The organism is Magnetospirillum sp. (genome assembly GCA_027532905.1).
Classification (GTDB): domain Bacteria; phylum Pseudomonadota; class Alphaproteobacteria; order CACIAM-22H2; family CACIAM-22H2; genus Tagaea.
This window is the reverse complement of the sequence record JAPZUA010000002.1, coordinates 227784-247161: the sequence shown is the minus strand read 5'-3', so window position 1 is coordinate 247161 and position 19378 is coordinate 227784. Positions and strand designations below refer to the sequence as shown.

The following is a 19378-nucleotide window of genomic DNA, read 5'->3' as shown; positions in this document are numbered from 1 at the left end:
CGGCGAACCCTAGGCAGAGATAGCTCCGTGTCCTTGATCTTCGGTTTCGAAATGCCTGCCCTTGCGCGCGGCGATGCGTTTTTTGCGGTCGACGACTACCGCAAAATCGTGTTCCGCATCGATCTCGGCGAGGCCAAAACCAGCGTCGATCTCGGCCATGTTGCGGCCTTGTTCGAAGTGCCCGCCCGCTCGCGCGACGCGCGGCTGCTCACGCTTGTGCCCACGGCCCTGCGCTATTGCCGCACGCTCAAAGCGGGCCAGAAACTGCCGAGCGAAGCCGTGGACGGGCGGCCCTCGTGGGACCCCAAGCCGCATCTTGTGGTGCGCGCCGTGCGGCGCATCGGGACGGCCGTCGGCGGCCCGCCGCTGCCGTTTCGAGGCCTGCCGGCCGACAGCGCGCTGCAGTCGGCTGCGGACTCGATGGATGAAGCGCTCGAAGCCTTGGTCGATTGGGTCGGCGCCTACGCCAATCCGCGCAAGCTCGGCCTTGTCGCCGACGACATCGTTGCGGTCGCGGTCGATATCGCGCGCGTCGAGCGGCTGTGCCGCAGCATCGTCGATCTGCAGCAGGATGTGGGTGCGATCGCCAAGATCGCCGCCGCGCGCCAAAACGCCTGGCGCAGCGAGCGTGCGCGCGCCATCGCGTTGGGCTTGCGCGAAGCGCTGGTATGGTCGTCGGCCATCGCGATCGAGCTCGACGCGGTCGCGGCCGATCCGCTGCGGGCATTCGGCAATATCGGCGATTTTCATGCGCGCCTGTGGCCGAAAATGGCGGCCTTGCGCACTTTCCTGCTCGATTTCGAACCGCTGCGCGAGCGCCTGGAAGAAGCGCGCGGCCAGACGAACGGACCGAACGACCAGGAGCTCGACGAAATGCAGCGTCTTTTGGCCGTGCGTCTGCCGTTCGACGCAGGCCGGTTCGCGTGGCGCAAGAGCGACCTGTCCGACTTCATGGACAGGCCGCGTTTGAGTTCGACCAGGCGTTTGTTGGCAAGTCGGCGGTTGCTGGGGAGTACCGAGAAATGAGTGAACAGATGCCCATCCGCGAATTGGGGCGTTACGTCGAATTGCCGCTGGCGGAGATCGACGCCTATCCGGTGCTCGCCGCCTGCTACCGGGTTTGGCAAGCGGCGTGCGCGGGCGACCGGCTGCCGGCCTCGCTCGATATCGGGCTCGTCCCGGCCGAAACGCTGCCCTACACGATGATGCTCGACTATCTGCCGGCGGCTCGCGACGTGCGCGTGCGCATGGCCGGCCTCTATGTGGGCGAACACTCGACCTTCAAGGACAGCGGGCGCGGCTTGCGCGGTTTCTTCAACGAAACCGACGCCGCGATCGTCTACGACAGCCTCGTGCGCATCGCCGACGCCAAGCAGCCGAGCCTCGCGCGCCGCGACTACGTGACGATCGACGGCAACCGCCACGGCTATACGCGCCTGATCCTGCCGCTCGCCGCCGACGGCACCACCGTGTCGGGCTTCTTCAAGACCGTGGAGCCCGCGTCGCTGAAGGTCGAACCCGCCGCCTGAAGCTGCGCCCCCGCCGTCAATTGCCGAGCTTCGACAAAACGGACGCCGAAACCGTCGGCTCCGGCGGCGCTTTCGAAACGCCACGCAGAGATCGCTCCAGAGATTGTTCCAATTAAGTTCTTTATAGGTTATATTATCTTCATAAGACCATTCATGAGAATGGGCTTGGCGCTGTTTGACATGGTGAAAAGAGAAACGACCGCCGGCGCGGCCCCGGCGCACACGGGATTTTCCGTGCGATTCGGTTGCGTACGAAAATTACTGTCATTTAAATTCAATAAGTTAAGTCGTAAAGCTAAAGTCGAATAGTCGGAAAATGTTGCGTACATGTCGCGCGAGTGGCGCATCGATGTCGCGCTTATGTCGCGCGGATGTTGCGTAACGTCGGCGTTGGCGGTCGAGGAGACTCAGCCCCAGCTGCGCACGGGGCCGGTGTCGATATGGACGAAGTCGCTGCGCGGATACTGCCCCACCCCGCCCGCCTGCAGGCCGATCGCGGCCTCGCGGATGGCGCGGACCGAGCGGTCGGTGAGATCCACGTCCAAAGCCTTGGCTTGGATGTGGAACGAGTTGCGCGCCACCCCGCGATGGGTGCGGCGCGCGGCCGCATTGGTCTGCGGCGAGCGGTAGGCCGAGATCACGCGCCACGGCTCGCTCGAGCCCAACCGCGTGTGCAGTTCCCACAATTGGTCGTAGAGCTTGGGATCCATCTGGGCGACCTTGCCGGCGCGAAAGTCGCGCAGCAACGCATCGAGACGGCGTGTAGCCTCGGGCACATAAACGCCGTCGCGCCAGTAAACACCTTCCCAGCGTTCACCCGTATTGACGACCTGGATGCGCAGGCTGCGTGTTCCGGCGGGCCGTGTGCCGACGGCAGGACCGGCGGCCGAGGTGGCCGGACGCGGGGCCGGGCGCGGCGGCGGCGGGACGCTTGCCGTTTTTGCGTTGGCCCAGCTCGGGGAAGGCGGCAGCAGCGTGCTGGCGGCGGCAACGCCGGCAAAAAGCAAAAAGCCCCGGCGCGTCGGAACGGTCTTCGGATCGGTCATGCGGGGGGCTTGCTTCCCTGGTAATTGAGTTCGTCACATAGCTGTTATGCGCAGAATGCACAGCCAAGCCGCCGAAGGCAAGCCCAAAGAAACAATCTGAAACAACTGCTTAAGAGGCTGACAAAAAGCCCGTTTTAGGGGCAAGGCGTCACGGGGCGAGGGTGGCGGGCGGTGCCGCCCCTTCGCGCGGCAGGCGCAGGTCGGCGACCGGGCGCCGCTCGATGCCGGCCACAAAGCGCGCATCCACGCCGTAGATGTCTTCGCGCAGATGCAGCTCGCCATCCTGCACGAAGGCCGTGAAATACACGAAGTGCAGCGGGATCGGCCGGCGCACTTGAACGTTTTTGGTGACGGCGTCGGCATCCGCCGCCTCGATCGCCTCGCGCGTCCAGCCCGGCGTGTTGCGCAAAACCCATTCGGCAAGGTCGATGGGGCGCTCGAGCCGCACGCAACCCGACGACAAAGCGCGTTCGGCGCGGGCGAAATAATGGCGATCGGGCGTATCGTGCAGGAACACGTCGTAGATGTTGGGCAGAGTCAGGCGGACCTGGCCCAGCGCGTTTTTGGGCCCCGGATCTTGGCGCACCCAATAGGGCACGGCGCGCGGGCTCACCTTGCGCCAATCGACCTTGCGCGGATCGACCTCGACGCGCTCGTCGCCCGAACCGCGATAGAAGCGGAAGCCGAGATCGACCAAGGCCTGCGGATTGGCGCGCAGGCGCGGCAGCAGATCTTCGCGCACGAGCTTGACGGGCACGGTCCAGCTCGGGTTGAAGATCACCTCGGTCACGCGGCTCGAGAAGATCGGCGTTGCGCGCGCTTCGCGGCCCACGACGACGGGCATCTCGAGGCGGGTCTCGCCCGCTTCGACGGCGCGCAAGCTGAAGCCCGGCACGTTGACCTCGATGAAATTCGCCTCGGCCGCGGGCCGGGCGCGCAGCCGGTCGAGATTGGCGACGATCTGCACGATGCGCGCATCGACCGAGCGGTTGAGGGCGGCAAGCGTGCGGCGCCCCAACCGCCCGTCCGGCGCCAGGCCGTGGCGGGCCTGGAAGCGCATCAGGGCCGCAACCAGATCGATGTCGAAAATTTCGCCAGCATCCGCGTCGGCCGGCTCTGCGGGTGCTGCGTCGGTGATTGCCAGGCGTCGGCGCAAGGCCGGAACCCTCGGATCGCTCATGCCGGGGTCGAGCGTGGGGCCGCTCGCGATGTTGCGCCAGCCGCCGCGCGCTTTGATGGCGCGGTATTGGGCCAGCCAGTCGCGCAGTTGGACGTAAGCCGGATCGGCGGGGGCGAGCGCCTCGAGCGGGCCAGCCGGATCGTCGCTGCGGGCAAGCTCGCGCAAGATCCGCTCGGCGTCGAGCGGGCGCGGCGCGATCTTGACGTCGGCCGGCAATTCGACCGACGCCACGCGCGCGCCCAAGAGATCGGCCGCGTAGCGCAAGGCCGCCTGGCTCAGCGCGAATTCGAGCCGTGCCAGGGTCTGCGCGTCGGCCGCGTGCAGCAGCAGCTCGAGTTCCGCGACATTGTAGTCGATCGCCGACAGGCCGTGGCGGTCCGCGCTTTTGAGCAGTTCGATCAGGCGGCCGACGCGGGCAGCAGGCGCATTGTCGGCAAGCCAAATGGGGGCGAAGCCGCGCGCATCGTAGAACCCCAGCAGGCTTTGGCGCTGGCGTTCGGCGATCGAAGCGGTCTCGGTCGCGGTGGGGGCGTAGGCGGCAAGGGTCGCGCGCAGCACTGGGCGCAGATCGCCTTGGACGGCGGCGGCCCCCGGCAGCGTCCACAAAAGACCGGCCGCAATGCCGATAAAACCCAGTCGGAACATCCCCATGCCGTCAATCTAGCATGGTCCGGTTAAAGAAAAAGGCGGGCCCGCGCGATTTTCGGGAAGGCTAGCGCTTCGGCAACAGGGGGGATTAACGCCCCTGGAGAAGGTCGGCCGTGCCGATCGAGACGGCCGGGCGCATCTGGCGATCGAAGAACGCGATCGACCGTTCGATGGCCGTGCGGCTTGCCGCGCCTTGGAAGAAATGCTGCTGGTCGGCAAACAGCGCCATCTCGTGCGGCACCGACAGGCGCTTCAGCATGTCGCGCGTCTGGAGGGCGCGGGCAACCGGGACCGTGCGGTCGCGTTGGCCGTGGATGACCAATGTCGGCGCCAGACGCGTGGTGGTACCCGCGACGTTGCCGGGCATGCCGCCGCCCATATTGACGACGGCGGCCACACGCGCATCGCGGCTCGACAGGCCCAATGCCTGGAACCCGCCCAGCGAGAAACCGAAAGCCGCCAAGCGCGCCTCGTCGACGCGCGGATCCTTAGCCATCGCATCGAGCGTCGCGCGCACCGCGTCGTGCTGCTGTTCGAACTCGGCGATCAGAGCGCGGCCGCGCGGCCGGTTGCGGTTGCGGTCGCCCAGATAGTGCGGGAGATAAACGACGTAGCCCGCTTCGGCGAAAGCTTCGGCGGCCCCCCGGTAGAAAGCGCCGTTGCCCATGCCCGAGGCCCCGTGCAGCAGCAGCACCGCCGGCCGTGCACCGGCCGTGTCGGGGCGGTAGATTTCGAGAGTCATCTGGCGCTGGCCGACCTTGAGGCGCGTGTTGGCGCGCGCGATATTGACGGCCACATTGCGCAGATTGGCGCCAGCCCCAAAGCTTGTTGCCGCCTTGGGACGGCTCTGCCATTGCGGTGCTTGGTTCGCACTGTCGGCCTCGCGCGCGGCCAGCAATTCGAGATCGTCTTCGGGGCCGGTCGTGGCACCGGCAGATGCCGCAGGCGCCGCCGTCGGCGCGTTTGGCAGGAAGACGAACGGCAACGACGGATCGAGCAGGAAGTTGCTGTCGAGAACAACGATGTTTTCGGCAGCGGTCTCGGCGGAAACCGCGAACGACGTCGTTTGCGAGTCCGCCCGCTGGCCCATATCGGGGCTTTGCGAGGCCACTGCCACGGCAACAAGAAGTTCGATCATCTTTTGCCAATCCGCCGGAATCATTGTTTCGGTTTATTGCAGTCGGTTTGGGGATAACATAGGCCGTCGGCGGGTGGGAGTCGTTTTTCTTCACCCCCCCCGAAAAACTTATCGAATTTTTAACGGTCGTTTTGAATCAATGGGTTATATGGATAATTGATTCTGATACTTCGCCCGTTTTTTTGTCACTTTCCACCATTGCCCGAAAAACCGGCGGCTTTTGTGGACTCGTGGCAAGCAGGCATCAGCGCATTCGGCAACTCTTTAGGGTGCCAAAGCCGCCAGTGCGGCGACATCGCCTTTGACGAGAACGGGCACAGCGGCAGCGATTTTGGCCGCCGGCCAGTCCCACCAGGCGAGCGCAAGGAGCTTCGCCACCGTGGCATCGTCGAAGCGCATCTTGACGACCCGAGCCGGGTTGCCGGCCACCATTGCGTAAGCCGGCACGTCGCGGCTGACGACGGCGTTGGCGGCCACGATGGCCCCACTGCCGACCGTTACCCCCGGCATGATCGTACTCTTGTAGCCGCACCACACGTCGTTGCCGATCTTGGTATTGCCCTTGTTGGCCCACGGCGTTTCGTCCGGCGACAGGGCTTTAGCCCACGTCCCGCCGAAGATCGGGAACGGAAAGGTGGACGGCCCTACGATCGCGTGGTTGGCGTCGGACATCACGAAGGTGGTGTCGTGCGCAAAAGCGCAGAACTTGCCGATGTCCAGGCGCGCTTTGCTGCGCGCGAAGTCGTAGCGCACATTGCGCAGGAAAAACTGCGTCGCGTCGTCGAAATCCGAATAGTAGCTATAGTCGCCGACCGAGATGTTGGCACGCGGCGGGTCGATTTCGTCGAGCAGCGGCTTCAGGAACACCGTGTGGCGCTGGGAATGGCCGAACGGGAACAGCTGCTTGGGATCGACCGTCGCAGGATGGTCCATAGCCTAGATCTCCACTTGCGTGCCCAGTTCGACGACTCGGTTGGACGGGATGCGGAAGAACGCGGTCGCACTGTAGGCATTCTTCGACAGCGCTATAAACAGCTTTTCGCGCCAGCGCGGCATCAGCGGCTTGCTTTTTGACACGAGGTTCTCGCGTCCGAAGAAGAACGAGGTTTCCATCATCTCGATCTTGAACCCGGTCGCACCGGCCTGGCGCAGCACGCGCGGGATGTTGGGCATTTCCATGAAGCCGTAGCGCAGTACCAGGCGCCAGAAATTCTTTTCAAGCGGCTCCAGACGGATGCGGTCTTTTTCGGCCACCCGCGGGATGGGTTCGGTTACGACCGTCAACAGCACCACACGGTCGTGCAGCACTTTGTTGTGTTTGAGATTGTGCAAAAGCGCATACGGCACGCCGTCGCGCGTGCCGGTCATGAACACGGCTGTACCCGCCACGCGCGGCGGATTGCCGTCTTTGAGGCGCGCAATGAACGGCTCCAGCGGCACGGTGCTTTCGTGCAGACGCTCGACCAGGATGCGTCGGCCGCGCTTCCAGGTCGTGAAGATCGCATAGAGGCAAGCCCCGACCACCAGCGGCAGCCAGCCGCCGTCGGCGATCTTGACGACATTGGCCAAGAAAAACGACAGATCGATCGTCAGCAGGATCACCGTCACCGTCCCTGCCCGCAGCCGCGACCAGCCCCACACATGGCGCGCCACGACATAGGCGATCAGCGTCGCCACGCACATCTCGCCCGACACCGACACGCCGTAGGCGGCGGCAAGATTGCTCGACGACTGGAACGTGACCACCAGCGCCAGCACGCAAACGCACAAGATCCAGTTGACGCGCGGAATGTAGATCTGGCCGATCTCGGTTTCGGATGTGTGGCGGATCTCCATGCGCGGCAGATAGCCCAGCTGCACCGCCTGGCGCGCCAGCGAAAACGCCCCCGTAATGACGGCCTGCGACGCAATCACGGTTGCCGCAGTCGCCAGCAGCACGGTCGGCAGCAGCATCCAATCGGGCACCATCAGATAGAACGGATTTTCGGCAGCCGCAGGATTGCGCATGAGCAAAGCGCCCTGGCCGAAATAATTCAGCACCAAGGCCGGCTGCACAAAGCCCAACCACGCCAACCGGATCGGCCGCTTGCCGAAATGCCCGATATCGGCATAAAGCGCCTCGGCCCCCGTCAGCGCCAGAAACACGGCGCCCAGCACCAGAAAGCCGCGCCACCCGTCGCTCCACAAAAACGCCAGCCCGTAATAGGGATTGAGCGCTGCCAGCACGCCGGGCGTTTGCACCAGCGACACGACGCCCAGAATTGCCAGCACCGCAAACCACACGATCGTGACCGGCCCGAAAAACGCGCCGATGCGCGCGGTCCCGCTGCTTTGCACCATGAACAGCGCCAGCAGAATGACGCAAGCGATCGGCACGACGTATTTTCCGAACTCAGGTGCCGCAACCTTGAGGCCCTCGACCGCCGACAGAACCGAGATCGCCGGCGTAATGATCGCATCGCCGAAGAACAGGGCCGCCCCGAACAGGCCCGCCGCCACGATCGGGATGCCGCGATGCACGCCCGCAGGGGCGGCCTTGCTGGCCAGCGCCATCAGCGCAAACATGCCGCCCTCGCCGCGATTGTCGGCGCGCAGGATGTATAGGACGTATTTGATCGTCACGACGATCACCTGCGCCCAGAAGATCAGCGACAGCACGCCCAGCACATGCGGCAATGTCGGCGTCATCGGATGCGGCCCGGTGAACGCCTCGCGCATCGTGTAGAGGGGCGAGGTGCCAATATCGCCGAACACCACGCCGATGGCGCCGACGGCCAAAGCCAGAATGCGCTTGTCGGGTGAGTCGGCGCCGTTTGAAGTGCTGCTCATAACCTTGTACGGGGCCCCCTTGCCCGGCGCGACATTGCCCTATTTTGCCGTCGAAGCGCTAGGCCCCGTCGCACGACGCGCAAGACCGGGCGCACGGAACCCTCTATATAACGTGGCTTACGAGTCTTGCTTCCGAACGGGTCGAATGCCCACCAGCCAACGCGAACCAGCAATTAACCTGCCGCCGCTCACGCTTGCATTGATCGTGGTCAATGTCGGCATCTTCGGGGCCTTGCGCCTGTTCGAATCGCGCACAGTGTGGCTTGCAAACGACGCCTTCGGCTTCACGCCGGCACGATTCTCCGGCGATGCAGCTCTCGGACTGTCGGGAATCGTCTCGCCGCTCAGCTACATGTTCCTGCACGGCGACTGGGTGCATCTGGCGATCAACATGGTCATGCTGGCGGCCTTCGGGTCGGGCGTGGAGCGCCGCTTCGGGGTGGCGTCGATGCTGTCGCTCTATCTGTTGAGCGGCGCCATCGCGGCGGGTGCCCATTTCGCGATCTACGCCGACAGCATCGAGCCGATGATCGGGGCGTCGGGCGGTATTTCGGGGCTAGTCGGATGCGTGCTCGTGGCAATGCGCCAGGGCAATGGCGGCAGCCCCGGCTGGCTGTTGGGGGCCGCCGCCATGTGGGCGATCCCGACGGTGCTGTTCGGCATTCTCGGCTTTCCCGGCACGGACGGCAGTTCCATTGCCTGGGTCGCGCATCTGGGCGGTTTCTTCGGCGGCATTGCCCTTGCCGCCATTCTCCTTGCAGGGTCGCAACGCCAACCATGAACGCCAAAACGCTCGCCATCCTGCGCCGCGCCATGCTGCCGCTCGACGGCACCATCGCCGATTGGGTGCCCGAAATCGTCGATGCCTATGCCCGCATATTGCCGCAAGCACGGTGGAAAGACCTCGCCATGGTCGATTTCACGGCCGGCTCGTGCCTGATGCCGACGGTGTTTGCCGCACGCGGTGTGCGCCGCTTGGCGGTCAACGATTTTGCGCCGCGCTCGCATCTGGCCGCGCAGTTCCTGTTCGGCGGGCGCCGGATCGATCCGGCCCGCGTTGCAGCCCTGCTGGCGGCGGCGCGTCCCGCCCTCCACCCGCACGTGCCGACTTTCCATTTCGCTTGCGACTATCTGATCGAACCGGTTTGCGCCGTCTTCGACCGGCTCTACCACGCACGGGTCCCCGCTGCCGAACGCGCCGGGCTGCAATATCTCGCCGTGCGCTGGGCTCTCGGGTTTGCGCGCTCGGTCGAGGACGGGTTCGAGATCCTCTACAGCCACGATGCGGCCCAGCTCAAAAAGCTGCGCGATCCCGATTGGCGGCCTTACCTGGCACGCGCGCGCCGCCCGGCCGCGGTGGTCGGCCAGCTTGTCCGCGATCTCAACGCCGCCATCGACGCGATCGGGCCGGCAAAGGCCAAACTGTTCTGCGCCGACATGAAAGACGTCGCCCCCCGGATCAAGTTCAATGCCCCGCTTTTCGCCGCCGTCAATCCGCCGACGCGCGGTCTCGACGAATATACGATCGACGACCAGCTCGTGCATTCGCTGATGGCCAATCGCTGGCAGCCGCTGTCGCAAACCCCGGAGACGCCGCTCGCGTTCTGGACACGGCGGGTCGACGCCGCATTGCGCCATCTGCCGGCCGGCAGCCACTACATGGTTTGGGGAGGCGACGGCTCAATGAGCTTCGAGGCATGCCAAGCCGTCTGGGACCTCTATGGCGTTGCCCGACACCTCAAACGGCTATCGAGCGATGCGGCCGCACCTGGCTGGGCTATCTATGAATCACACTGAGTCTATGTATATTAGCTATCTTTTTTCAAAATTTGTTGCGGCTCCCTCTTGCGATTTCGAGGACCGACCCCATTTGCTAGCTCATGGTTGAGCACCCCCCCGCTCGCCATTGGTATCCGCCCCTCCCCCCCCTGGGTCGGATAGCCTTCGGCCCCGACGCACCCCCCCCTGCGTCGGGGCCTTTTCATTTTCCCGGCCTGAAACGCCGCAGGACGCTTGGCGGCGGACACTCGCTTTGCCTATTGTGCGGCCCATGAAACTCGCCACACACGGGCGCTACGACTACCAGCCCATCGTCGGCCGCCCGGTCTACGATTGGCCCAACGGCACGCGCCTTGCCGTCTATCTCGGTCTCAATCTCGAACATTTTGCGTTCGGCGAGGGGCTCGGGGCCGAGCTTGCTCCCGGCGGCCCGCAGCCGGATATCCTGAATTTCGCCTGGCGCGACTACGGCAACAGGGTCGGCGCCTGGCGCATGCGCGAACTTTTCGACGAATTGTCGCTGCCCTGTTCGGTGCTCGCCAACAGCACGATGTACGACTACGCACCCGACTTGATGCGCGCTTTTGCAGCTCGCGGCGACGAAATCGTCGGCCACGGGCGCAGCAATGCCGAACGCCAAGGCACATTGGCGCCGGAAGCCGAGGCGGCCCTGATCGCCGAGGCAACCGAAATCCTCGCCCGCCAGACGGGCAAATCGCCCGCAGGCTGGCTTGGCCCCTGGATCAGCGAAAGCCCGCACACGCCCGACCTGCTGCAGGAGGCAGGCTACCGCTATCTGCTCGATTGGTGCATGGACGACCAGCCGGTGTGGATGCGTACGCGCAAAGGCCGCATCTTGGCCCTGCCCTACCCGCAGGAACTCAACGACATACCGATGATCGTCGGGCGCAAAATCGGCGGCGACGCCTTCGCTGACATGATTATCGACAATTTCGACGAAATGCTGGCCCAGGCGAAGGCCATGCCGCTCGTCATGGGGATCGCCTTGCACCCCTATCTGGTGGGCCAGCCCTACCGCCTGCGCCATCTGCGCCGGGCACTTGCGCATATCGCCAAGCACCGGGCCGATATCTGGATCGCAACAGCCGGCGCCATCGCCGAACACGCAGCTTCGTTGCCGCCCGGTACTGTTCCAGGCAGCAATCCCTAAAACAACCACACGCGTGCCTTGTCTAATCCATTTCCATTTCGCGAAAAACGAAGCGAAAATCACACGCATAGCCGAAAAATCGTCATACACGCGTGTGCGGTACGGCGATCTCTTGCAAGACCGGCTTGATAGTGCGAGCAAGAAAGCTAACATAGAGATTGGCGTCGCCCTGACCAGAGGGTTTCCGTTTAAGTGACCGATGTTTTTGCCAGCACGCCGCGCTCGACGCTGAACATGTTGCTGCCTTTCGGCAGCGACTACCAAATCCGGCTCGACCAACCGCTGCTCGACTATTCGCGCGCTTGGGCGCCGTGCTTTGCTGCACGCCATGTCGACCATCCCGACATGCCGCTGATGGCCTATATTTGCGCGCCGGCACCGGGCGTGCGCATCGAGGCGGCGCGCCGCTCGCAATCCATCGACCGGGCGGGGCTGCTCAAGCTGCTCCACCACGATGCTTTGCCGCTGCCGGGCAAGCCCGACCATTACGGCTTCGTCTACGAACAGCCGATAGCGCCCGCGCCGCCGCGCCGAATGTGGGGCGCGTACAATGCCAAGCTCCTGACCACCAATTTGATCCGGCCCGCGATCGCGGCGTTGGGGGCGTTGTTCGACGCAGGCCAGGCGCATGGCAGCATCCGGCCCGACAACATCTTCTCGATGGACACGAAGCAGACCCTGTTCACGCTTGGGCCTGCGACCTTGTGCCCGCCCGGCTACGACCAGCCGTCCGTATTCGAGACGATCGAACGGGCGCTTGCCAAGCGCGAGTCCAAAGGTTCGCCCGGCCCGGCCGACGATCTGTTCGCACTTGGGCTCACGATCTATGCGCTCGCCTCGGGCAAGATGCCGGGCGAAGGTGCTGAGGACGCCGAAATCATCCAGCGTCGACTGCGCTACAGTTCGCAAGCCGCCCTCCTCGACACTGCCTCGATCCCGCGCGACATGATCGACATGATCACAGGCCTCACCGAAGACGACGTGCGCCTGCGCTGGGACCTGCAGAAACTCAGCGAATGGGCAAGCGGTCGGCGCCCCGACCAGACCCAGCGCCCCAATCTCGGCCGCCGCCGCATGACCTTCATGGTCGGCAGCGTCGAGTGCGACACGGCGCGCGAAATTGCCCAGGCCCTTTTCAGCAACCAGACCGAAGGCATGCGGCTGGTGCGCGAAGGCGCGATCGACAAATGGATCGCGGACAATTCGACGGTCGGGACCGTCCCCACCGCACCGACCGCCGCCACAGCGTTGCGCCGATCGAGCAGCGACGATGCGCCGGATGCGGCTGTCGAACTGTCGAAAGCGATCATGCGTCTCGATCCGTCGGGCCCCATTCGCTACAAGTCGCTGTCCTTTTTCCCGGCCGGTGCCGGCCATTTGCTTCAGCAGATCATCAACGATCCGCCGCGGCGCCAGGAATTCTGCGAATTGCTGGGCGCGAAGCTCGTGTCGCTGTGGATGCGCACGGCCGCCGTCTTCGGCCTCGTCGACATCGAAACCAAGCGCCTGCAGGAAATCGAAAAGAGCTACGAGCGCTTCGGCGACACGCTGGAAGCCGCCCTCTACAAGCTCAACCCAGATGCGCCGTGCCTGTCGCCGGCCGTGGCCGGAAAATGGGCGCGCACCCATATCGATCTCGCCGAACCCATCGAAAAAGCCTGCAGCGATCCCGAAGCGCCGAAGCTCGACCGCCACATGGTCGGCTTTTTCGGCGCGCGCGCCGCGATCTCCGACCGCGCCATCCAGCATTGGCACAAGCTCAACCAACCGACCAAGACCGCCGCACCCTCGGTGCTGCGCGTTGCGGGCCGCTTCCAGCAGGATTGCGACGGCAAGGCCTTCCCCAATCTCGCCAAAGTGTGCCTGCGCATGGCCGACACGGTCATCGAGGACATCCACCATCCCGAGACGCGCGAGAAGCTGCGCGCGCAGATCGTGCAGAAGGCCAGCAGCGGCGACGTGTCGGAGATGTTCGATCTCGTGATGGACGAAGACATCCGCGCCGCCGACGCGCGCGCCTTCGCCGAGGCCAAGCAGGAGTTCGATGCGCTCGACGCCGCCTTGTCCGACCGCGAAGGCCTGCTTGCGCGCGCCAAGCGCATGGGCCGCGACCGCGGCCTCGAGGCGGCGTACGGGCTGTTGTCGATCGCGTGCATGGGCGGGCTCATCGTCATGATGTTCGTCGAACTAAGCGCCCGATGAACGAGCCCAAGACCCCGCTGACCCGCCGCTTGCTGCTGTGGGCGCTGATCGCCGCGATCGCCGGCATCGTCGGCATGATCCTGCTCGCGATCGTGCTCGTGCATCCGGCCCTGTTGATCTTCATCGGCGGCGCCCTGCTGCCGGCTGCGATCCCGTTTGCGATCCGCCATCCCGAACGGCTGTTTTTGAGCTGGGCGGCGGCGACCGTGACGGTCGCGGCGATCGCCCCCATCGTCACGGGCGGCCTGTTCGACCCGCAGCGCCCGGTGCACACCGAACTCAGGTCCTGGGCGATCGCATTGGGGGCAAGCTTCGGCGGCTACGCGATCGCCGTGATGTGCCCGTGGCTTGGCGAGCGCATTGCCGTGGCGCGCCAGAAACTGACCGCGATCCAGTTCGACCGGCGGCGCGCCGAACTGGTCGAGATCTGGACCGAAACGCGCCTGCGCAACGCGCCGACCGAGCGCGCGATCATCGGCAAAGACTTCGTGTCGGAAGAAGAAGCCCCGCCGCCGGCAATGCCGACCGACGAAGAAGCCAACCGGCCGCCCGCGCGCGCCGAAGCGAGCGGCTAAAGCGCCGCTTGAGGGCAGCACTGGCGCAAGCGCGCGCAACACCCTATAACGGCGCCGCAATGGCCCCAACCTCCGCTCCCGCCCGCTCCTCCGCCAAAAAGGCATCCGCGAACGCGGCCCCGCGCATTGGCATCGTCAGCCTCGGCTGCCCGAAAGCCTTGGTCGATTCCGAACGCATTTTGACCAAGCTGCGCGCCGAGGGCTACGAAATCGCCCCGACCTACGACGGCGCCGACGCGGTGATCGTCAATACCTGCGGCTTTCTCGATTCAGCCCGCCAGGAGTCGCTCGACGCGATCGGCGAAGCTCTGGCCGAAAACGGCCGCGTGATCGTGACTGGGTGCCTGGGTGCGGAAAGCGACCTCATCCGCAAGACGCACCCCAAGGTGCTGTCGGTGAGCGGCCCGCACCAGTACGAAGCGGTCGTGAACGCCGTACACGAAGCGGTACCGCCGCGTCACAACCCGTATGTCGATCTCGTGCCCGTACACGGCATCAAACTCACGCCGCGCCATTTCGCCTATCTCAAAATCTCGGAAGGCTGCAACCACAGCTGCAGCTTCTGCATCATCCCGTCGATGCGCGGCAAACTCGCGAGCCGGCCTGCAGGCGACGTGATGATCGAGGCCGAGCGTCTCGCACTTGCGGGCGTGCGCGAGCTCCTCGTGATCAGCCAAGACACGTCGGCCTACGGCGTTGACATCAAACACGCGACGAGCCCGTGGCGCAAACGCCCGGTGCGCGCGCACATGACCGATCTTTGCGAGGCCTTGGGCGAACTCGGCGTGTGGGTGCGCCTGCACTACGTCTATCCCTATCCGCATGTGGACGACGTGATCCCGCTGATGGCGGCAGGCAAAATCCTGCCCTATCTCGACATTCCGTTCCAACACGCGGCACCGAACGTGCTCAAAGCAATGCGCCGACCCGCCAACCAGGAACGCGTGCTCGAGCGCATCCAGGATTGGCGCCGCCAAGTGCCCGACATGACCGTTCGCTCGACCTTCATCGTGGGTTTCCCCGGCGAGACCGAGGCCGATTTCGAATTCCTGCTCGACTGGCTCGAAGAAGCCGAACTCGACCGCGTGGGCTGCTTCAAATACGAGCCCGTTGCCGGTGCCGCCGCCAACGAACTTGCGAACCCCGTGCCCGAGGCGGTCAAAGAAGAGCGCTGGCATCGCCTGATGGCCGCCCAGCAGAAGATCAGCGCCAAGCGCCTCAAGCGCTATGTCGGGCGCACGATCGACGTGCTGGTCGACAGCATCGACGGCAAGAACGCGATCGGCCGCTCGAAGGCCGACGCGCCCGAGATCGACGGCAAAGTCACGATCCGCGGTGCCAAAGACGTGCGCGTGGGCGAGATCGTCAAAGTCGCGATCGCCTCGGCCGACGCCTACGATTTGACCGGAAGACGGACCGTCTAGCGCCCGACGATTTTGGCGAGCAATTGCTGCAGCTGGCCCAAATCCATCGTCGCCTCGCCGGTCGCGCGCTGTTCGAGATAGCGCGCCGCCACGGTCGCGGCGAACAAGGCCGCCTGCTCGGGATGTAGCGTGGACCAATGGTAAGCATCGTCGAGGGCCGGGCGGAACGGCGCGCGCGCAGCGCCGTCTTGCGTGTGGAACACTTCGACCGCGTAGATGCCGCTGTCGGTCACCGTCACTTCAACCTCGAGCCGGCCCCACGGTGTGTCCGCACCGTAGACGAAACAGCCTGCGTCGGGCGGGCGATAGTCGTAGGCGACTTCGCTCAGCATCGGTACGTAAGCCATATTGAAGCCCTGATAGCCCATCTTCGTGTGCCCAAATCCGTTTTGCCTGCCGCAGCGCCGAGCGCGCCATCCCGCGAATCCGATAAACTACGCTAGCACACGAGCCAGATTCGCAAAGAACGCCGGTGCACCGCGATAAGTTGGTCCCGGCTACCGGACTTGAACCGGTACGATCGAAAGATCCACGGATTTTAAGTCCGTTGCGTCTACCAATTCCGCCAAGCCGGGACGGAGCGACAAGGTCATAACAGCGGCGGCTCGTCGCTGGCCGTACCGCCGAGCCCTTCGATGAGGGATACGACTTCGCGCGCGACCGTCGCCAATCTTGCACGGTCGGGGCCGCGCAGCACAACGGCGTTGCGGAAACTGCCGTCGGGCCGAACGTTGGGATAGGAGCCGATATCGAGATCGGGATGGCGCGCCTGCAGGGCCGCAAGACCGTCGGCGATGCGCCCCTCGGCGACGTTGCCGACCACGCTGTGGGCGAGCAGCACGGGCCCGCCGACGAGTTCGCCCGCGATACCGTCGAACATCGCATGCAGCACGCGCGGCACGCCCGCCATCGTGTAGACGTTTTCCATGCGGAAGCCCGGCGCCTTGCTGACGGGGTTGGCGATCAATGCGGCCCCGCGCGGCAACGTCGCCATGCGCAGGCGGGCGGGCGTGAGGTCGTCGTCCGACGCGTAGTTGCTGCGCAGAATGGCGCGCGCCTCCAGATTCAGCTCCCACGGCACGCCGAAGGCTTTGGCGATGCATTCGGCCGTAATGTCGTCGTGCGTCGGACCGATACCGCCGCTCGTGAACACGTAGGTGTATTTGGCGCGTACCTCGTTGACGACCGCGACGATCGTTTCCGCCACGTCCGGGATCGTGCGGATCTCGCGCAGGCGGATGCCGAGCGTGGTCAGGCGCTCGGCGAGCCAGCCCGAATTGGTGTCCTTCGTGCGGCCCGAGAGTATCTCGTTGCCGACGACGAGGATGCAGGCGGTGGGGCTCGGTTGGTCCATATCGGGGCTGCTTTCGCGAATCCTGCTTGCCAAAAGGCGGCGAGCGGACAATAGAACGAGGACCGCCATGGCACAAAGCACGATGCAAGCAGCCCTCCTCGCCGCCCGGTTCCGCGCGGAAGACGCATTGGCGGGCAACCATACGCCCACCGCCGCGGCTGCGGCCGCGCGTGCGGCACACACGATGTTCGACCGTGCGTGGGCCAACGAGCGCGCCGACGTGGAGGCCGAGGGGGCCATCGCCTGCAAAGCCGGCTGCAACTGGTGCTGCCATCAACACGTGGCGATCCTCGGGGCCGAAGCGCTCGCGGTCCAAGAATTCATCGCCGGAACCGCCCTCGAAACGCGGTTGCGTGCCCTGCTTCCAGATCTGCTCGGGCTCGATGCCGAGGCGCGCCGGGCCGCGCGCACGCCCTGCCCGTTTCTGGAAGCTTCGGGCTGCGCCATCTACGAAGTGCGCCCCAATCGCTGCCGCGCCGTCTATTCGCGCGACGCCGCCTACTGCCAGCGCCGCTACGAGGGCGTGCGCGACGAGCCGGTCGATCCGAACCGGCCGATCCCGATCGAGCCCGTGTCGCTCGGCGATGCGACCTTGGCGGGTCTAGGCCAGGCGCTCAACGCGCACGGAATGAGCGCCGAAACGCTCGAATTGCTGTTGGCGCTCGCAATCCTGCAGGAAAACCCGGACGCCGCCGCCGACTATGCCGCCGGCGGCGACCCCTTTGCGGCAGCCCGGCTTGTGCAGCCTGGGGCGAAAGTCTAAATTGCCGAATATGGACGAGATTTCAGATACCGCATCGCTGGTCGATGCCGCCCCGCTGATCGATTCCGAGGGCCGTGCGGTGAAGCGCCACACAGCTGCCGATTTCGAGGGCATGCGCAAGGCCGGCCGCTTGGCGGCCGAAACGCTCGACTACATCGCGCCCTTCGTAAAGCCGGGCATCACCACGGGCGAGCTCGACCGTCTGTGCCACGAATTCATCGTCGGCCACGGTGCGATCTGCGCGCCGCTCGGCTACAAGGGCTTCCCTAAATCGATCTGCACGTCGGTGAACCATGTCGTATGCCACGGCATTCCAGGCGACAAGCAGCTCGAAGACGGCGACATCGTCAATCTCGACGTGACGACGATCCTCGACGGCTGGTACGGCGACACGAGCCGCATGTTTCTGGTGGGCGAGGTCGGCATCAAGGCGCGCAAACTCATCGACACGACCTACGAGGCGATGATGGCGGGCATTGCCGTCGTGCGCCCAGGTGCGACGCTTGGCGACATCGGAGCGGCGATCCAGCGCCACGCCGAAGCCCAGCGCTTCTCGGTCGTGCGCGATTTCTGCGGCCACGGGCTCGGCCGCGTGTTCCACGACGCGCCCTCGGTCTTGCATTACGGCAAGGCCGGAACCGGGCTCAAGCTTGTGTCCGGCATGTTCTTCACGATCGAACCGATGATCAATGCCGGCGACTGGCGCGTGAAGGTGCTGTCCGACGGCTGGACGGCCGTGACCAAAGACCGCTCGCTGTCGGCGCAGTTCGAACACTCGATCGGCGTGACGCAAACCGGCTACGAGATTTTCACCACCTCGCCGCGCGGCCTCGACAAGCCGCCCTACGCGATCTGAGCGTGCCGGGCGAGCAGGCCGAACCGGACGACGACGACCGGGCGCCACATTATCACGGCCATCGCCAGCGCCTGCGCGAGCGTTTCCGGCGCGCTGGGGCCGCTTCGCTCAACGACTATGAACTCCTCGAACTGCTGCTGTTCGCCGCAATCCCGCGCCGCGACGTGAAGCCGCTCGCCAAAACGCTGATCGACCGCTTCGGCGGCTATGCCGACGTGCTTTCGGCCGAGCGCGCGGCGCTAACGCGCATCGACGGCCTCGGCGAGGTCGCGATCGACACGCTGCTGGCTGTGCGCGAGGCCGCCGTACGCTTGGCGCGCCAGGAGGCGATGGAAGAGCCCGTCCTGTCGAGCTGGAACAAGCTCATCGACTATTGCCGCGCCGACATGGCGCGCGCCAAGAAAGAGCACTTCCGGCTGCTGTTCCTCGACCGCAAAAACCAGCTCGTGCACGACGAGGTGCACCAAGTCGGCACGATCGACCACGCACCCGTCTATCCGCGCGAGGTCGCCAAACGCTGCCTCGAGCTGTCGGCGAGTGCCGTCATCCTGGTCCACAACCACCCGTCGGGCGATCCCAAGCCTAGTCCGGCCGACATTGCGATAACGAAGGACATCGCCAAAGCGCTCGCCGCGATCGGCGTGGCGGTCCACGACCATCTCGTGATCGGCCGCAACGGTCACAGCAGCTTCAAAAGCCTGGGGCTGATCTGACTGCGCGGTTAATAATTTGTTATAAACATAATAACAATACTGCGCATATAAGGGGAGAACGCCGCACCGTGTCCTTGCATCGTGCCCGCCCAAAACGAGAAAAAATGCGCACAGAGAATCCGGTTCGACAGAACGACAGAAGCGCAGACAAGCAGCGAAGCGAGAGCGAAT

Annotated in this window: 18 protein-coding genes and 1 tRNA gene; 11 read left to right on the top strand and 8 right to left on the bottom strand. The window is 65.0% G+C overall.

From position 1 onward, the window contains the following. Window positions 1-27: 27 nt before the first annotated feature. Window positions 28-1026 (top strand): hypothetical protein, encoded by a 999-nt coding sequence (locus O9320_09250; GenBank protein MCZ8311027.1) that lies wholly within the window; start codon window positions 28-30, stop codon window positions 1024-1026. Beyond that, window positions 1023-1529 (top strand): hypothetical protein, encoded by a 507-nt coding sequence (locus tag O9320_09245; protein ID MCZ8311026.1) that lies wholly within the window; start codon window positions 1023-1025, stop codon window positions 1527-1529. The genes O9320_09250 and O9320_09245 overlap by 4 nt, the downstream gene beginning before the upstream one ends. A gap of 407 nt (window positions 1530-1936) precedes the next feature. Here the strand turns inward: O9320_09245 and O9320_09240 are convergent, their stop codons facing one another. From O9320_09240 to O9320_09220, 5 genes are all read right to left on the bottom strand, one after another. Beyond that, window positions 1937-2575, bottom strand: a complete 639-nt coding sequence (locus O9320_09240) for a DUF882 domain-containing protein (protein MCZ8311025.1) — start codon at window positions 2573-2575, stop codon at window positions 1937-1939. A gap of 148 nt (window positions 2576-2723) precedes the next feature. Next, a complete protein-coding gene (locus O9320_09235) occupies window positions 2724-4406 on the bottom strand; it encodes a L,D-transpeptidase family protein (GenBank protein ID MCZ8311024.1) in 1683 nt (560 codons plus the stop codon). A gap of 85 nt (window positions 4407-4491) precedes the next feature. Next, on the bottom strand, window positions 4492-5541 hold the full coding sequence (locus O9320_09230) for a dienelactone hydrolase family protein (GenBank protein MCZ8311023.1): 1050 nt from the start codon (window positions 5539-5541) through the stop codon (window positions 4492-4494). 264 nt (window positions 5542-5805) lie between these two features. After that, window positions 5806-6474, bottom strand: a complete 669-nt coding sequence (locus O9320_09225; GenBank protein ID MCZ8311022.1) for a CatB-related O-acetyltransferase — start codon at window positions 6472-6474, stop codon at window positions 5806-5808. Window positions 6475-6477: 3 nt separating this feature from the next. Continuing rightward, on the bottom strand, window positions 6478-8370 hold the full coding sequence (locus tag O9320_09220) for a potassium transporter Kup (GenBank protein MCZ8311021.1): 1893 nt from the start codon (window positions 8368-8370) through the stop codon (window positions 6478-6480). 145 nt (window positions 8371-8515) lie between these two features. Between O9320_09220 and O9320_09215 the strand changes: the two genes are divergently transcribed. The 6 genes from O9320_09215 (at window position 8516) to rimO (ending at window position 15521) form a co-directional block, all read left to right on the top strand. Then, window positions 8516-9151 carry a rhomboid family intramembrane serine protease gene (locus O9320_09215; GenBank protein MCZ8311020.1) on the top strand — a complete coding sequence of 212 codons (636 nt, stop codon included), beginning with the start codon at window positions 8516-8518 and terminating at the stop codon, window positions 9149-9151. After that, complete coding sequence (locus O9320_09210) at window positions 9148-10167, top strand: hypothetical protein (protein MCZ8311019.1); 1020 nt, start codon at window positions 9148-9150, stop codon at window positions 10165-10167. The genes O9320_09215 and O9320_09210 overlap by 4 nt, the downstream gene beginning before the upstream one ends. 253 nt (window positions 10168-10420) lie before the next feature. After that, on the top strand, window positions 10421-11320 hold the full coding sequence (locus O9320_09205) for a polysaccharide deacetylase family protein (protein ID MCZ8311018.1): 900 nt from the start codon (window positions 10421-10423) through the stop codon (window positions 11318-11320). Between the two features lie 192 nt (window positions 11321-11512). Further along, window positions 11513-13522: a hypothetical protein gene (locus O9320_09200; GenBank protein MCZ8311017.1), complete on the top strand. Its 2010-nt coding sequence runs from the start codon at window positions 11513-11515 to the stop codon at window positions 13520-13522. Next, complete coding sequence (locus tag O9320_09195; protein ID MCZ8311016.1) at window positions 13519-14097, top strand: hypothetical protein; 579 nt, start codon at window positions 13519-13521, stop codon at window positions 14095-14097. The genes O9320_09200 and O9320_09195 overlap by 4 nt, the downstream gene beginning before the upstream one ends. A 59-nt stretch (window positions 14098-14156) precedes the next feature. Further along, window positions 14157-15521, top strand: a complete 1365-nt coding sequence (gene rimO / locus O9320_09190; protein ID MCZ8311015.1) for a 30S ribosomal protein S12 methylthiotransferase RimO — start codon at window positions 14157-14159, stop codon at window positions 15519-15521. On the opposite strand, the gene O9320_09185 is transcribed toward rimO, so the two are convergent. The 3 genes from O9320_09185 to O9320_09175 form a co-directional block, all read right to left on the bottom strand. Further along, entirely contained in the window at window positions 15518-15889 is a 372-nt protein-coding gene (locus O9320_09185; GenBank protein ID MCZ8311014.1) for a hypothetical protein, read from the bottom strand. The two genes, rimO and O9320_09185, sit on opposite strands and share 4 nt — an antisense overlap. Before the next feature lie 120 nt (window positions 15890-16009). Next, a tRNA-Leu gene (locus O9320_09180) sits at window positions 16010-16096 on the bottom strand. Between the two features lie 14 nt (window positions 16097-16110). Further along, complete coding sequence (locus O9320_09175) at window positions 16111-16875, bottom strand: molybdopterin-binding protein (protein MCZ8311013.1); 765 nt, start codon at window positions 16873-16875, stop codon at window positions 16111-16113. Between the two features lie 67 nt (window positions 16876-16942). On the opposite strand from O9320_09175, the gene O9320_09170 reads away from it, so the two are divergent. Genes O9320_09170 through radC form a run of 3 tightly spaced genes read left to right on the top strand, consistent with a single transcriptional unit; the run spans window position 16943 to window position 19207 of the window. Beyond that, window positions 16943-17638 (top strand): YkgJ family cysteine cluster protein, encoded by a 696-nt coding sequence (locus tag O9320_09170; GenBank protein MCZ8311012.1) that lies wholly within the window; start codon window positions 16943-16945, stop codon window positions 17636-17638. Between the two features lie 10 nt (window positions 17639-17648). Continuing rightward, window positions 17649-18494, top strand: a complete 846-nt coding sequence (map, locus tag O9320_09165) for a type I methionyl aminopeptidase (protein ID MCZ8311011.1) — start codon at window positions 17649-17651, stop codon at window positions 18492-18494. A gap of 2 nt (window positions 18495-18496) precedes the next feature. Continuing rightward, window positions 18497-19207, top strand: coding sequence for a DNA repair protein RadC (gene radC / locus O9320_09160; GenBank protein MCZ8311010.1), 711 nt, complete (start codon window positions 18497-18499; stop codon window positions 19205-19207). Window positions 19208-19378 lie beyond the last annotated feature (171 nt).